16 protein-coding genes are annotated in these 13,056 nt (G+C 72.1%); 1 reads left to right on the top strand and 15 read right to left on the bottom strand.

What is annotated here, in order from left to right; all coding sequences use genetic code 11:
* The 14 genes from NQU54_RS46985 to NQU54_RS47050 all read right to left on the bottom strand — a co-directional run.
* On the bottom strand, nt 1-308 hold a 308-nt coding region (locus NQU54_RS46985; RefSeq protein ID WP_306279820.1), incomplete at its 3' end, for an AMP-binding protein.
* A 174-nt stretch (nt 309-482) separates the two neighbouring features.
* The gene (locus NQU54_RS46990) at nt 483-1,199 is read right to left on the bottom strand and encodes a 2-hydroxychromene-2-carboxylate isomerase (protein WP_257636396.1); all 717 of its coding nucleotides are present in this window, start codon (nt 1,197-1,199) and stop codon (nt 483-485) included.
* Between the two features lie 59 nt (nt 1,200-1,258).
* The gene (gene fabG / locus NQU54_RS46995; protein ID WP_069867793.1) at nt 1,259-2,005 is read right to left on the bottom strand and encodes a 3-oxoacyl-[acyl-carrier-protein] reductase; all 747 of its coding nucleotides are present in this window, start codon (nt 2,003-2,005) and stop codon (nt 1,259-1,261) included.
* 97 nt (nt 2,006-2,102) lie between these two features.
* A complete protein-coding gene (locus tag NQU54_RS47000; protein WP_257636397.1) occupies nt 2,103-2,612 on the bottom strand; it encodes a 3-hydroxyacyl-ACP dehydratase FabZ family protein in 510 nt (169 codons plus the stop codon).
* The gene (locus NQU54_RS47005) at nt 2,609-3,052 is read right to left on the bottom strand and encodes a 3-hydroxyacyl-ACP dehydratase FabZ family protein (RefSeq protein WP_257636398.1); all 444 of its coding nucleotides are present in this window, start codon (nt 3,050-3,052) and stop codon (nt 2,609-2,611) included. Before NQU54_RS47005 ends, NQU54_RS47000 begins: the two co-directional genes overlap by 4 nt.
* On the bottom strand, nt 3,049-3,324 hold the full coding sequence (locus tag NQU54_RS47010) for an acyl carrier protein (RefSeq protein ID WP_257636399.1): 276 nt from the start codon (nt 3,322-3,324) through the stop codon (nt 3,049-3,051). The genes NQU54_RS47005 and NQU54_RS47010 overlap by 4 nt, the downstream gene beginning before the upstream one ends.
* Nucleotides 3,325-3,365: 41 nt before the next feature.
* Nucleotides 3,366-4,460 (bottom strand): beta-ketoacyl synthase N-terminal-like domain-containing protein, encoded by a 1,095-nt coding sequence (locus NQU54_RS47015; RefSeq protein WP_257636400.1) that lies wholly within the window; start codon nt 4,458-4,460, stop codon nt 3,366-3,368.
* The gene (locus NQU54_RS47020) at nt 4,457-5,458 is read right to left on the bottom strand and encodes an acyl-CoA thioesterase family protein (protein WP_257636401.1); all 1,002 of its coding nucleotides are present in this window, start codon (nt 5,456-5,458) and stop codon (nt 4,457-4,459) included. Before NQU54_RS47020 ends, NQU54_RS47015 begins: the two co-directional genes overlap by 4 nt.
* Nucleotides 5,458-6,309, bottom strand: a complete 852-nt coding sequence (locus tag NQU54_RS47025) for an alpha/beta fold hydrolase (RefSeq protein WP_257636402.1) — start codon at nt 6,307-6,309, stop codon at nt 5,458-5,460. The genes NQU54_RS47020 and NQU54_RS47025 overlap by 1 nt, the downstream gene beginning before the upstream one ends.
* On the bottom strand, nt 6,309-7,259 hold the full coding sequence (locus NQU54_RS47030) for a beta-ketoacyl synthase N-terminal-like domain-containing protein (RefSeq protein ID WP_257636403.1): 951 nt from the start codon (nt 7,257-7,259) through the stop codon (nt 6,309-6,311). Before NQU54_RS47030 ends, NQU54_RS47025 begins: the two co-directional genes overlap by 1 nt.
* Nucleotides 7,256-8,389 (bottom strand): beta-ketoacyl synthase N-terminal-like domain-containing protein, encoded by a 1,134-nt coding sequence (locus NQU54_RS47035; protein ID WP_257636404.1) that lies wholly within the window; start codon nt 8,387-8,389, stop codon nt 7,256-7,258. The genes NQU54_RS47030 and NQU54_RS47035 overlap by 4 nt, the downstream gene beginning before the upstream one ends.
* Entirely contained in the window at nt 8,386-9,636 is a 1,251-nt protein-coding gene (locus tag NQU54_RS47040; RefSeq protein WP_257636405.1) for a beta-ketoacyl-[acyl-carrier-protein] synthase family protein, read from the bottom strand. Before NQU54_RS47040 ends, NQU54_RS47035 begins: the two co-directional genes overlap by 4 nt.
* A 40-nt stretch (nt 9,637-9,676) precedes the next feature.
* Nucleotides 9,677-9,928, bottom strand: coding sequence for an acyl carrier protein (locus NQU54_RS47045; RefSeq protein WP_069867802.1), 252 nt, complete (start codon nt 9,926-9,928; stop codon nt 9,677-9,679).
* A gap of 117 nt (nt 9,929-10,045) precedes the next feature.
* Nucleotides 10,046-10,819, bottom strand: a complete 774-nt coding sequence (locus NQU54_RS47050) for a thioesterase II family protein (RefSeq protein ID WP_079259248.1) — start codon at nt 10,817-10,819, stop codon at nt 10,046-10,048.
* Between the two features lie 421 nt (nt 10,820-11,240).
* Between NQU54_RS47050 and NQU54_RS47055 the strand changes: the two genes are divergently transcribed.
* A complete protein-coding gene (locus NQU54_RS47055; RefSeq protein ID WP_257636406.1) occupies nt 11,241-11,741 on the top strand; it encodes a DUF6269 family protein in 501 nt (166 codons plus the stop codon).
* 126 nt (nt 11,742-11,867) lie between these two features.
* Here NQU54_RS47055 and NQU54_RS47065 read toward each other — a convergent pair whose 3' ends face one another.
* A complete protein-coding gene (locus NQU54_RS47065; protein ID WP_232564764.1) occupies nt 11,868-12,701 on the bottom strand; it encodes an IclR family transcriptional regulator in 834 nt (277 codons plus the stop codon).
* Between the last annotated feature and the right edge of the window lie 355 nt (nt 12,702-13,056).

The following is a 13,056-nucleotide window of genomic DNA, read 5'->3' on the forward strand; positions in this document are numbered from 1 at the left end:
TCCTCCCACACATAAGCCACCCGGTCCGCCGGATAACCCGGATCCACCGGCACATACACCGCCCCCGCCTTCAACACCGCGAGAACACCCACCACAAGATCCACCGACCGCGGCAACACCAACCCCACCCGGTCCTCGACACCCACCCCCCGCCCCACCAACAACCGCGCCAACCGATTCGCCCGAGCGTTCAACTCCCCGTACGACAACGACTCCTCGCCACAGACCACGGCGACACTCTCCGCCGAAACGCCGGCCTGAGCCTCGAACAGCTCGGGAAGCGTGGCGGTCTGAACGCGATCGGACATTGCTGAACCCCTCGAAAAGAGCGTGACCAGTGGAGGATTCGATGAACGACGTACGGAATTCACGGCGCGACAAGGCCGGGGTGGAGAGTCCCTCTCCTACGGCTCGGACAATCCGCGGGAGACCCGTCCGCCCCGGCCTCGAATTCTTCTCGGCGGGTGTGGTGACCGAGCGGTCTAGCCGCAGCCTCCTGCATGTCCAGTATCTCCACCGGGGGCGGAGAACCGGGGCAGCTCGTCATGATGCTGCCAGCCTTTCTCGACCTCCTCGAGAGGTTGGCCGCGGAAGGCCGCGACAAAGGGCGTCAGCCGGTCCGCACCCCAGAACTTCTCCCGTCCGTAGATGAAGAACGGAACGCCGAACAGGCCGTCCTGGTACGACTGGACCAGGCAATCCAGCCCCCGCTTGCGCAGCCCGGGGTCGTCCGAGGCATTCGCCAGCCGCTCGGCCGGTAGCCCCAGTTCCACGGCGATCTCGCCCATCGTCTCGGGCCGGGTGATGTCCCGGCCTTCCTGCCAGCGCGCCCGGTAGGTGAGTTCGATGAAGCGCCGGCCGTGGCCCTCCTCCTGGGCGGCGAGATAGGCCAGGTGGGAGACCTCCCAGTTGGGGTCCTTGTCGATCGGCACGGTCATCTTCAGACCGCGCGCCTTGGAGATCCGCGAGAGGTCCTGGAGGATGTAGAAGTTCTTCGCCCGGGACATGGCGACGATGGGCAGCTCCACATCGGCCTCGTCCAGCATCCGCTGGGTGACGGCGTCGGGCTCCCAGAAGGGGATCCAGTCCATTCCGTCGGCCACGCCGGGGTAGCGCTCGGTCAGGTCCAGGTAGGCGAACCAGGAGTACGGGCTGCGCAGCGAGAAGTACCACCTCGGTGGCTTCTTGGGCTTGGGCACGGTGGTGCTCCGCCTTCCGGTAGAGGTCGATGAGGGGCCGGTCGTGGACCGGTCGGGGTTCAGATGGTGATGCCGCCGTCGATCTGGAAGACGGCGCCGGTGATGTAGGCGGCCCGGTCGGAGACCAGGTAGGAGACGAGGTCGGCGACCTCTTCCGGCCGGCCCAGCCGCTTCAGCGGGATCTGCTGGAGCGCCTTCTTGCGCACCTGATCGCTCAGTTCCGCCGTCATATCGGTCTCGATGAAGCCGGGGGCGACCACATTGGTGCGGATGCCGTACCGGCCGACCTCCTTGGCCAGCGACCGGGAGAAGCCGATGATGCCCGCTTTGGAGGCCGAGTAGTTGGTCTGGGTGGGGTTGCCGTACACCCCCGCCACGGATGAGAGGTTCACGATGGCGCCCGACTTCCGCTTCATCATCTCGAAGATGACGGCGCGGCAGACGTGGTAGACCCCGTCGAGGTTGGTGCCGATGACCTGCTTCCACTCCTCGTCGGCCATCATCAGCAGGGGGTTGTCCCGGGTGATGCCCGCGGAGGTGACGGCGGCGTCGACCGGGCCGAGGGTCTCCTCGGCGCGGGCCACGAACGACCGGACGGACTCCATGTCGGAGACGTCGGCGCGGACGGCGAGCGCCCGGACGCCGAGCTCCCGGACCTCCTTCTCCAGGACGTTCGCCGCGGCCTCGTCGGACCGGTAGCAGTAGGCGACGTCGAAGCCGTCCCGGGCCAGGCGCAGGACCACCTCCCGCCCGATGCCGCGGGATCCGCCGCTGACGAGGGCGACCCTGGACTCACTGTTGTGCACGACTGTTCCCTCTCCTGGTTGGCTGCGGGCCCTCCTGGCCGACTGCGGGCCTGCGGGCCTGCGGGCCTGCGGGCCTGCGGGCCTGCGGGCCTGCGGGCTATGGAACGGCGGGGGCGGCGACCTGGTCGGCGGAGGCCGGCGGGCGCAGCTGGTCCCCGGGGCGGAACGCCATCACCATGCGGGAGAAGGTCAGCGCGATCTCGCCGCCGGCCAGCGTCTCGCCCTCGAAGATCACGGTGTCGGTGAGCGCCCGGAAGAGCCGCACCCGGTGCTCCAGCACATCGCCGGGGTGGACCGGGCGGTGGAACTCCACCCCGGACATCGAACCGGCCAGCATGACCTGGCCGGTCGGGCCGCCGGTCGCCTCGGCGCCGCACACCGCGAGCAGCCCGGCGGCCTGGCCCCAGGACTCGACCAGCAGGGTCTGCGGATAGGCGAACCGCTCGGGGGCCGCGTCCTCGCCGAGGTGGCGGTACCAGGGCTCATTGCAGGTGATGGCCTTGAGCGCGACCAGCCGGTCGCCGGGGACGAGCTCCACCACCCGGTCGATCAGCAGCATCGGATGGCGATGCGGCATCAGGCGCTTGATCCCGGCCGCGTCGATCATGGTGTGACCTCCGTACGAAAGCCCAGCCGCACCTTGGCGGAGGTGCCGCGCTCGGTGGCGGCCGTCGCCGTGTACGTCCAGCCGCCGACGGCCGGCTTCCAGTCGGCGCGGACGGTCAGCACATCGCCGGGGAAGACCGGGCCGATGAAGCGGGCGGATTCCAGGGCCCGCAGCGCGATGGTCCCGGCCCCGGGTGCCGTGGCGAGGGCCGCGCGGTGGGCGCACTCGACCACGCACACCCCGGGGAAGATCGGGAAGTCCGGGTAGTGGCCGGCGAAGACCGGCTCCTCCGGTGCGATACGGAACCGGACCTCGCTGCTCAGCCCCGGCCGCCCGGCGTCCGCCGAGGCCCGCCGCACGACCTCCGGCACGGCCCGCACCGGGCTGTTGGTGGACGTGGTGGCGTCGGTGGACGTGCCACCGGTGGCCGTGCCGGTCATCGGACGAGCAGCTTCTGTGTCAGCAGCTCATGCGCCTGGTTCAGCGACACCACCTGGCGCAGCTCCGCCTCCGCGAACTTGACGCCGTACTTCTTCTCCAGGACCACGATGACCTCGAGCGCCATCAGGGAGTCGACCTCGAGGTCGGCCATGAAGTCGGCGTCGTCGGCCACGTCGGTGGCGTCGACCTCCAGGATGTCGGCGACGATGCCGCGCAGTTCGTCCATGTCGAGCGGGGCCGCGCCGGCCGCGTCGGAGTAGGTGACGGACATGGGGTTCCTTTCACACAGCGGGAAGACAGCGGGAAGGGGCATCACAGGAGGCGCAGAAGTGCGCAGGCGAGCGCGCCGTCACGGTCCACGGACGTCACCACCGCCAGCCGGCCCGCGGCCCGGTCGTCGTCCTGGGCCGCCGTCAGCACGGAGACGATCTGGAAGGCGGCGGTCGCGGCGGCGGTGTCGCCGAACGTGTCCGGCTGCGGGATCCAGCGCACCTCGTGTCCGGCGAACCCGGCCCGCAGGGCGGTCCGTTCCTGTTCGCCGAGGAGCCCGGCCGGGCCCGAGGGGGACACGGCCCAGACGTCCCCCCGCGACGCCCCGGCCCGGCGCAGCGCGCGCCGCACGGCGGACTCCAGCGCGGGGCCCGCCCCGTCGGGGCCCGCCACCCCGGCCTCGACGGCGAGCACCTCGGCGAGCCCCTCGCCGTCGGCCACAGCCTCGGCGGGCCGCAGCCGCAGCACCGCGCAGCCCTCGCCGAGGACCACACCGGTCTCGTCCTCGCCCCGGGTGTGCCATTCGAGCCAGGCGCGGGCCGGGGAGTACTCCTCGACGGCGCCGCACAGAACGGTCATGGCGCGGCCGGAGGCGAGCAGCCGCCGGGCGTAGTTGAGGGCGATCAGCCCGGACGAACGTCCGGCGGCGACGGTGGTGTTCGGCCCCTTGAGCCCGTACCAGATGGCGCACTGCCCGGCGGGGCAGTTCATGATGGCGTTGGGGATGTGCGAGGGGTCGATGTAGAAGGGCTTCTCGTGGATGAGGGTGTCGCGGGTGATGTCCATCATGCTCTGGGCGCTTCCGGTGGTCGTGCCCAGGACGAGGGCGACGTCGGCGCCGCTCTCCGCCGCGCCTTCTTCCCCCGTGACCAGCTCCCGTACCGTGGCCACGGCCAGGCCGGTGACCCGGTCCATGGACCGGGTCCCCTTGCGGCCCAGGACCTCCTTGATGACCAGGTCCCGGGCCAGGCACACCCGCTCGTCCGGGACCGGTTCGCCGCCGGGCTCGGAGGCGGTGGCCGTGGACCGGCCGGACCGGGCGCCCTCGACGAAGGCGTCCCGGCCGATGCCGTACGGCGAGACCGCCGACCAGCCCGCGATCACGGGACCGCGCGTCGCGGTGGCCGTCGTGCTCACGGCTGGTTCCGGCCGTCGCCGGAGGCGAAGGCGTTCAGGACTCGCTCGTCGAAGGTGACCAGGCGGCCCTCCTTGCCATTCTCGACCACCCCGTAGGCGTGGGTGATGGTGCCGGTGGAGGTCTGCACCAGGTGGCCGTCGCGGACCACGTAGGTGTCCAGGCGCGAGGTGTAGAGCAGGTTCTTGAAGACGTTGTCGACGGTGTAGACGACGTAGAGGTCCTCTTCGAGGAGCGCCTCGTCCAGCAGCGTCACCCGGGAGTGGGTGACGGCGGGGATCCAGTTCTTCTCCTCCAGCAGCGCCCGGATGGAGATGCCGCGCGCGTCCACGAAGCGGTGCTTGGCCTCCTCCATCAGACGCAGATAGCCCGACATCTGGAGGCGCTCGAAGAAGTGCACGAACGGGTAGGGGATGCGGAACTTCCAGCCGTACGCGTTCTGTCCGGCCAGGAGCCGCTCCAGCACCGCGTCGGTCTCGGCGCAGGCGCCGGAGATCAGCTCCTCGGTGACCGCGGGCGCGGCCGGTCCCGGCTCGGCGCCGCCGACGCGGTCCGTGACGAACCGCTCCAGGCCCTCGGGTACGGGCAGCCGGCGCGTCATCCGCACATCGTTCTCGTCGCGCCGCAGCACGGCCTTCACCTTGGAGGCGACGGCCTTCTTGGGGGCGCCGTCGCGCTCGACGGTGATGGCGACCTTGAACGCCAGCTCGGTGGCGCCGTCCTTGGTCACCGGGGTCACCTCGACGGCCGCCTCGTCATCGACGATGAGGGCGGTCTGGAGGCGGGAGTCGATGTCGACGATGTCGAATCCGAGGCCGTGCTCCTCGTAGAGCCTGCCGACCGGGAGCCCGCTGCGCTTGAAGTGCGCGATGACGGCCTTCTCGACCAGGTAGTTGACGTGCTTGAAACCGATGATGGTGCCGATGTTGGCACCCTCGTAACCGGGGCTGAGGACGACCGCGGTCGACTCGTTCAGCAGCGACTTGACGGCTTGCGACATCACTTCTCCGTGAGGTGTGGGGCGGCCCGGTCCGGGAGCCGCCGGAGGAACGCGCCGACCAGGGCGGAGAACGACTCCGCGTGCTCGGACATCGGGTAGTGGCCGCACCCGGGGACCGTGTGCAGCCCGGCCCCGGGGAGGTCGGCCGCGAGCAAGGCGCTCTCGGCGGCGGCGAAGTCGTCCTGGCCGGTCACGACCAGGCCGGGCACGGTGATCAGTTCGGTGCGGAGCCAGGGGGTGCGCAGATAGTGCTCGAAGAACCGCACCCAGCCGTAGGGGCCGACCCGTTCGCACACCCGCTCCGCCATGTGCCGCCGGACCTCCGGGGTGATCCGGCGGGCGGAGTGGGTGCGCAGCCCCTCCTCCATGATGTGGAGGAAGTCCCGCTGCATGCCCGAGACGGAGTCCCAGGCGAAGTCGTCCGGTGAGCGCCGGTAGAAGGGCGAGACGAGGACGACGCCCCGGATGCCGTACCGCTCGTACGGGTCGTTGCCCGCCTCGGCCTCCCGGCTCAACAGGTCCAGCAGCTGGTTCGCCGAGAACGAGTGGGCCACCACGACATCGGGCGGATCCGGCAGCCGCTCCAGGGCCGTGACGATCCAGTCGGTCCGCTCGGGGCGGCGGCTCCACGGCTGGACGTGGTCGGCGCGCCAGGGCAGATCGGCGGTCCAGGTCTCCAGGTCCGGCGGCAGATGCGGGGCCAGCCCGTCCCAGACCGCCCCGCTGCTGGCCAGCCCGTGCAGGAACAGGGCGCGCAGCCGGGTGGCGTCCCGCGCGGGGCGGTGGCGCAGCAGCAACGGCCGCTGCGCCAGGCCGCGGTCCCCGGCCGCGCCGGTCTCACCGAGGGCCATCAGGACCGGCCCGGGGCCAGGAGAGCCAGCCCGACGGTGGCGTCGTCGCCGTCGCGGCCGGCGAGGGCGTAGACGGGCCCGGCCCCACCGCCGGCGTACCAGCCGATGGTTCCGGCGCACTGGAGGACGCCGAGGACCGCCGACGCCTCGCCGAAGGTGCCGGCCAGCGCGTGGTGGACGGTGCCGGACGGCAGCAGGGCGGAGCCGGGCCCCTGGCCGTCGCCGGGGCCGAACCAGGCGGCGGGCGGGGTGCGGTCGTCCCCGGCCAGCCGCTCCAGGCACGCCTCGACGCTTCCGGCGCGGACCGCGGAGCTCACCACGGCCCGGGGCTCGGCGCCGCGGACGGCGGCGGCCGCCCGGCGCTCCACGACGACGGCGGCGGCGCCGTCCACGATCCGGTCGGCGCCGGTGAGGCGGCGGACCATCTCGTTGTCCGGTTCGACGGCCAGGACCAGCGCCCGGTCGGCGCGGCGCGCGCCGACGAGGGCGGTGGCCCAGCGGACCGCGTCCAGGCCGGAGGTGGCGCCGTTGCAGACCATCAGATTGGGGCCGCGCAGCCCGTACTTGATGGCGAGCGTGGAGGCGATCACATTGCTGGACGCGTTGGGGGTGTCCATGGGGCTGACACCGCCCGTGGCCCCCTCTGCCGCGATGGTGTCCACGACCGAGCAGACGGTGTCCACGTTGCCGTAGTTGGAGGCCACCAGGACGGCGACGGTCTCGCCGGGGACCGTGAGCCCCTCGGGGCCGAGCAGCCCCGCGTCCGTCAGCGCCTCGGCGGCGCAGGCCAGCGCGAGCTGGGTGGCGCGGTCCTTGAAGCGCAGCCCCTTCTTGCCGATGCGGGCGGCGGGGTCCACCGGCTCGGCGCCGCCGGGGACCGGGGCCAGCAGGTCCTCCGGAGTGGTGACGCCGGGCAGGGCGAGCCCGACTCCGGTCAGTACGGCGCTCATCGGGCCGCCTCCACTACCGCCACGGCGTTGATACCGCCGAAGCCGAAGGCGTCGATCTGGGCGAGCGATACATCCGCCCGTTCGGCGGTGCCGCGCACCATCCGGAATCCCTCGGTCTCCTCGGCCGGATGGTCGAGCCCGGTGATCGGCGGCACACGGCGCTCCCGCATGGCGCGCAGCGCGACGATGAGGCTGAGCACACCGGAGGCGCCGGAGGTGTGGCCGGTCATCGACTTGATCCCGGTCATCACGGGGCGGCCCAGGTGGTCGCCGTACACCTCCCGCAGCGCGGTGGCCTCGGCGGCGTCGTTGAGCGGGGTGCCCGTGCCGTGCACCATCACCAGTTCCACGTCCTCCGGTTTGACGCCCGCCCGGCTGTGGGCGTCCTTGATGGCCAGGGCGATGCCACCGGCGTCGGGGGCGGTGGCGTGGTAGGCGTCGCAGTTGACGCCCACACCGCGCACCCAGCCGTGGCCGCCGTCCTCGGCCTCGCGGCGCAGCACGATCGCGGCGGCGCCCTCGCCCATCACGGTGCCCTTGCGGTCCCGGTCGAACGGGCGCAGCGCGTCGGGCGGGTCGAGCTGGAGCCGGTCGGAGAGACCGAACATGCTCTCGGTGATGACGTCGACGCCCGCCACCACGACGGTGTCGGCCCCCTGGAACTCCAGCAGGTCCACACCGAGGGCCAGCGAGTACAGCGAGGCGGAGCAGGCGTTGGAGATGGTGGTGGTGTCATCGGCGCCGAACCGTTCCCGCAGCGCGGTGCCGAAGTGCATCCGTCCGGCGTCGAAGTCCTGTCCGTCGCGCCACCACAGCTCCAGCGAGCGCAGCTCGCGCAGCCCGGTGCCGATGAGGACGGGCACCCCGCGCAGGTCCGGGGGCAGGCCCGCGTCGTCCAGCGCCTGCCCGATGGCCGTGGTCAGCAGGGCGGTGGCCCGGCCCGCGACATCGGTGCCCGGCGCGGGCCGGTCGTCCACCTCGTACAGCAGGTCGGCGTTGTACCAGTCGCGGTTGAAGCCGCGCAGGCTGTGCAGCCCGCCGCGCCCCTGGCAGAGGTTGTCGAAAATCCGCGCCGGGTCGGCTCCGACGCTGGCGACGGCGCCGACTCCGGTGATGGGCCAGCGGCTCATCGGTGCTCCTCGTACTTGCCCAGGATGACGACCGCGTTGTTGCCGCCGAAGGCGAGACCGTTGTTCTGCACGATCCGCAGATCCGCCTCGACCGCCTCGTTGGGCACGCAGTCGACCTCGCATTCGGGGTCGGTGGCGGTGTGGTTGATGGTCGGCGGGATGAAGCGGTGCACGATCGCCAGCGAGCAGGCGATCGCGGCCAGTGCGCTGGCGGCGCCCATGGTGTGGCCGAGCATCGACTTGATGGAGATGGTGCGCGGCGGGGCGGCGCCGTAGACCTCGCGGATGGCGCGGGCCTCGGTGATGTCGTTGGCCTTGGTGCCGGTGCCGTGCGCGGACACCAGATCGACCTCGCCGGGCTTGACCCCGGCGTTCTCCAGGGCGAGCGCCATGCAGCGGGCGACGCTGCTCTGGTTCGGGGCCACCTGGTGGTAGGCGTCGCAGTTGAGCCCGTAGCCGAGGACCTCCGCGTAGATACGGGCGCCACGGGCCAGGGCCGACTCCAGGCTCTCCAGGACGAGTACGCCCGCCCCCTCGCCGGTGAGGATGCCCTTACGGTCCACGTCGAACGGCTGGCACAGCTCGGGAGCGATGGTGCCCAGCCGGTAGAAGCCGGCGAAGGTCTTGCGGCACATGGCGTCGGCGCCGCCACAGAGGGCGAAGTCCACCTCGCCGGTGCGTACGGCGTCGAAGCCGTAGCCGATGGCGTAGTTGCCGGCGGCGCAGGCCGTCGGGATCGTCACCGCTTCGACGTCCGTCAGCCCGAGTTCATGGGCGACGGCCGCGGAGAGACGGCCGGCCCGCACCCGGCGGGCGATGGTGGAGTCCATCTTCTCCGGCCCGTGGGCGATCTGGCTCTCCACCAGCTGGTCCAGGTCGAAGGACTCCCCGTCGGTGGTGCCTATCGAGATGAGGCCGCGCTGCTCCCGCAACACATCGACGTCGAGATTCGCGTCCTCGACGGCCATGCGGGCCGCGGCGGCCGAGAACTGACTGGCCCGGCCGAGTTCCGCCACATCCAGATTGCGTATCCACTTCTCGGGTTCGAAGTCGACAATTTCGCAGCCGTTGGCGTGGGCGAACCCCTCGGTGTCGAAGGCGGTGATCGGCTTCGCTCCGCTGCGGCCGGAGCGCAGCCCCTCGGCGAACTCGGCGGCGCCCACTCCAATGCTGGAGAAAACGCCAAACCCGGTAAGAACCACTCTGTGAGCCGCGCCGGCGGAACCGTCACGCGCGGGAGCAGTCATCGAAACCTCCAACCAGTCTCGGCTTGAACAGCGGACGGGATTACCAGCCTGCTGACTCGGCGACGACCTCGTAGACGCCCTTGAGGTTGACCATGCGGGCGAGTTCGGACTGGTCGATGACGACCTTGAACTCCTTCTCCAGGGAGGCGAGGATCTCAATGGCGCGCAGCGAGTCGGCGTCGTGGTCCTCACGGAAGAGACTGGTCTCGCTGACCTCGTCCTCCTCGAGCTCCAGGATCTCGCAGACGATTTCCTTGATCTTCGTAGCGCGCTCTTCGGTAAGGGTAGGCATGATGAATTCAACCTCTCGGTCTTTGCCGCCGGGCGGGAATCCCCCCGTTCGGCGCTCCTTTTGCGTTCCCGCACTCGAAACCATCGCAGTACGGGAATGTGATGTGCACGTGCCGCGTCAGGAAGGTGCCAACACTGCTTCGTCCAGACGCCTTCTGATGTCGTTCGTCAGGGAATCCCGCTCGGCATTCAGGTAGAAATGGCCACCGGGCAGGACGCGTATGTCGAAGGAATGTCCGGCGACCTCGGACCAGTGCCTCATCTCGTTCTCCCCGGCACCCGGATCCCGGTCTCCTGCATAGGCCACGACCGGACATCCGACGGGGTGCGGGGCCGCGGCCCGATAGGTGCCCGCGATCCCGAAGTCGGCCCGTACGGACGGCAGCACGATGTCCCGGATCCCCGGGTCGTCCAGCAGCGCGGCGTCCGCGCCCCCGAGCCGCACCACCTCGGCGATCAGCTCGTCGTCGGTGCCGAGGTGGATCTCCTTGGGCGTGACCAGATGGGGCGCCTCACGGGACGAGACGAACAGCCCGGCCAGACGGTCCGCATGGGCCGGCTGGAGGCGCAGGGCCAGTTCATAGGCGAGCGACGCCCCCATGCTGTGGCCGAAGAAGGCCACCGGGGCGTCCAGGAAGGGCAGCAGCTCCGCGGCCAGTGGGTCGGCGAGCTGCTCGATGCTGGTCGCGCACGGTTCGGCGATCCGCTCCTGACGGCCCGGGTACCGGGTGGCCAGCACCTCGATGTCGGGGCCAAGCGCACCGGCCCAGGCGTGGAAGAACGTCGCGGTCCCGCCCGCGTGGGGCAGACAGACCAGCCGCGCCCGCGGCCGTCCGGCCGCCGCCGGGTACCGCCGGAACCACCGGCTTCGGGCACTGCCGGACGATGTCATCGTCGCTCTCCTCGTGGCTGTCCCCCGCGGCCGGCGCGGCGACCGGCCCGGCCCCGTCCGGGGCCGGACGCACTCGGATGGCTCGCGCCGCGTCCTTTGGGGTGTCGGCGGCGGGGCGCGGGGAAGGGGCCCACCGCCGGGTCGCACTCCGCTGCCCGCCGCGCGGCGGGCGGGAGGACCCGGGACACCTTTCTAACCAGGCCCGCCACGCGCCTCAATGCCCCCTTCAGGAAGGTGCCAGGGCGGGCCCCTGAGCCGGGTCCGGGGCGGCCGGAAGGGCCTTGGAGGAACGGCATAACAGCTTGTTGCCAGTGCGCGGCGGAGGTGACCCCGCGATGGATCACGGGCGCCCGGGCGGGGCAGGATGCGCGGGAGATCCTTTGGACCCGCCCCCGTAACCCACCACCCAGCGAGCCGCCCGATGACCGACGACCCGACCCCTCCGGCCGCGACCGAGCCCCCCTGGGCGTTCCTGGCCCGACTGGAGGAGCAGATCGCCCACGACCAGGAGGCGTGTCTGCGCGACTGCGCGGCGCCCTGGGGCGAGCTGCTCGAACGCTTCGTCGACGCCCTGACAGGGCGACAGCACCCGGACACGGATGCCACTGACGCGGCGAAGGGAGACGCCGGGGGCAGCGAGGCGGCGGGCGAGCCCGAGGGGCCGGAGGCCCGGGGCGCCCTGGAAGTACGCGGTGGGTCGGAAGGACCGGACGGGGCGGTCGAGCCGCGAGGGCAGGAGGACCCTGGGGCCCCAGACGGACGCGGTGGGCCGGACACGTCAGGCAGGCCGGGCGCGCCGAACCGGCCCAGTGACCCGGGCTCGGTCGACGGACTCGGTGGGCGGGACGCGGTGGACGAGCCCGGCCCATCGGGGCCCGGAGACGGCGCTGGGGAGTGGTGGCCCCCGTCGGGGGCGCCGTAACGGCACCGGGGGCGCCGTAAGGGCCGCCCGGCCCTGTGGGGCAGCCCCCGGGCCCTGTGCGGGCAGTCCCCAGCCCGTGTGCGGGCGGGCCGTCGGCGGGCGGGCCGGCCGACAGCTGTGGCGGGCTCAGCGGGGCGGCACGCTGCGCAGGCGGGGGCGGGGGCGGTTCGATGGCCGCGGCAGTGTCTCGGTCAACCCGGCGGCGGCGTCGATGACCGTGTTCCGTAACCCGCGTTCGGGGAGCTTGGCCATCCTCGCCCGCGGCCCGGACAGCACCAGCGCCGCGGAGACCCGGCCGTCGCCGTCCCGGACCGGTACGGCGAGCACATACTCGTCCAGCACCATCACATCGGGCCCGTGTGCCCAGCCGCGCTGCCGGACCAGGGCCAGCTGCGCCGCGTTGAAGCGCGCGCCGCGCAGCCCCGCGTACAGCTCGTCCGGGTCCTCCCAGGCGAGCAGCACCTGGGCGACCGGGCCGGACTTGGCGGGGCGTGCGGTGCCGAGGGGGACCGCGTCCTGCCCGGTGACCGGGTCGGAAGAGCTGGCCACGCAGATGTGCACGGCGTCGCGGCGGCGGTGCACCCGGGCGTTGAGGCCGGTGCGGGTGTGCAGTTCGGCCAGCACGCCCTCCGCGATGTGCTCCAGCCGGTCGCGCGGGTGCGCGGCCCCCGAGTGGCCGATCCTGGCGCCGGGCAGGAACCGGCCGTGCGCGTCCCTGGTCAGCAGTTCGAGCCGTTCCAGGGCGGTGGCGATGCGGTAGACGGTGGGGCGTGGCAGCCCGCTGATGGCCACCACCTGGGCGAGGCTGGCGGGGCGCTGCTCGACAACGCTGAGGATCATGGACGCCTTGTCGAGCACTCCGACGCCGCTCATCGGCAGTGGCCGCGACGCGACGCTCATCGCTGCCGCCCCGTCGGCGTCGGCGCGCTGGTAGACCGGACCGATCGGCATGTGACTCATGGAGGATTCGCCTTCCGCACGGCGGACACCGGATGGCGCGAGGCTCCGGTGCCGCGCGGCGCCGGAATCCCGCACATCGACGGCTCGCGGGGGTGGCGACCGGCCGCCGGGACGGGGTGCGAGCTGCGGCTCGCCGGTCCCCCGCTCTGATGCGCCCATTCAAATCGGAGGCCCCCGGAGCGGGCAACGCCGGAGACAGGAAACTGCCAGGCCGACCCCACCGGACGGCGGCCACCGGGCGTCCGGCGGGTTGTTCCCCTCCCCGCCCCTTCCCGGAGCCGCGTAGCGAGGCTCCGGGAAGGGGCAAAGCCCCCGCCCGAGGTCCGGGGCAAAGCCCCCGCCCGAGGTCCGGGGC

Source organism: Streptomyces malaysiensis subsp. samsunensis (genome assembly GCF_024519315.1).
In the GTDB taxonomy this organism is placed as follows: domain Bacteria; phylum Actinomycetota; class Actinomycetes; order Streptomycetales; family Streptomycetaceae; genus Streptomyces; species Streptomyces malaysiensis.

Coding starts and splice junctions, on each gene's coding strand:
- NQU54_RS47045 (WP_069867802.1), bottom strand. CDS start 9,928: ATGCCTACCCTTACCGAAGAGCGCGCTACGAAGATCAAGGAAATCGTC.
- NQU54_RS47020 (WP_257636401.1), bottom strand. CDS start 5,458: ATGTCGCAAGCCGTCAAGTCGCTGCTGAACGAGTCGACCGCGGTCGTC.
- NQU54_RS47005 (WP_257636398.1), bottom strand. CDS start 3,052: ATGACCGGCACGGCCACCGGTGGCACGTCCACCGACGCCACCACGTCC.
- NQU54_RS47010 (WP_257636399.1), bottom strand. CDS start 3,324: ATGTCCGTCACCTACTCCGACGCGGCCGGCGCGGCCCCGCTCGACATG.
- NQU54_RS47035 (WP_257636404.1), bottom strand. CDS start 8,389: ATGAGCCGCTGGCCCATCACCGGAGTCGGCGCCGTCGCCAGCGTCGGA.
- NQU54_RS47030 (WP_257636403.1), bottom strand. CDS start 7,259: ATGAGCGCCGTACTGACCGGAGTCGGGCTCGCCCTGCCCGGCGTCACC.
- NQU54_RS47025 (WP_257636402.1), bottom strand. CDS start 6,309: ATGGCCCTCGGTGAGACCGGCGCGGCCGGGGACCGCGGCCTGGCGCAG.
- NQU54_RS47040 (WP_257636405.1), bottom strand. CDS start 9,636: ATGACTGCTCCCGCGCGTGACGGTTCCGCCGGCGCGGCTCACAGAGTG.
- NQU54_RS47000 (WP_257636397.1), bottom strand. CDS start 2,612: ATGATCGACGCGGCCGGGATCAAGCGCCTGATGCCGCATCGCCATCCG.
- NQU54_RS47065 (WP_232564764.1), bottom strand. CDS start 12,701: ATGAGTCACATGCCGATCGGTCCGGTCTACCAGCGCGCCGACGCCGAC.
- NQU54_RS47055 (WP_257636406.1), top strand. CDS start 11,241: ATGACCGACGACCCGACCCCTCCGGCCGCGACCGAGCCCCCCTGGGCG.
- NQU54_RS47050 (WP_079259248.1), bottom strand. CDS start 10,819: ATGACATCGTCCGGCAGTGCCCGAAGCCGGTGGTTCCGGCGGTACCCG.